Annotated in this window: 1 protein-coding gene; it reads left to right on the top strand. The window is 42.5% G+C overall.

Translation table 11 applies throughout. The features are described from left to right. On the top strand, nucleotides 1–180 hold a 180-nt coding region (locus tag AAEZ03_RS27030; RefSeq protein ID WP_350582894.1), incomplete at its 5' end, for a putative quorum-sensing-regulated virulence factor. Nucleotides 181–280 lie beyond the last annotated feature (100 nt).

Here is a 280-nt window from a genome sequence, read left to right as displayed (position 1 = left end):
AACAAGGCCAATCCAGTGAGCAAAATGCCCTTTGGTAAGCATAAAGGTAAGCTGATTAAAGACGTGCCCATCAACTATGTTAAATGGATGCTCGGTAACATCCATAACATGCAGCCGTCGCTTTATTCAGCATTGACGAAACGTATTAAGGCAGCAGACGTAGGAAATGCACAAGAGTAAAGCGCGTTATCAGCCGTTCTATTTTTATTCATGCTTGAAGCCGTCGTTTTCAAAGCTATGGTTTCTGGAGCTATTGCTGCTGATTTAACCAATCTACTGC

It is taken from the genome of Pseudomonas sp. HY2-MNA-CIBAN-0224, assembly GCF_040310285.1.
Lineage (GTDB): Bacteria > Pseudomonadota > Gammaproteobacteria > Pseudomonadales > Pseudomonadaceae > Aquipseudomonas > Aquipseudomonas helleri.
Note: the sequence above shows the minus strand (reverse complement) of the source record. Positions and strands in the feature narration are given on the sequence as shown.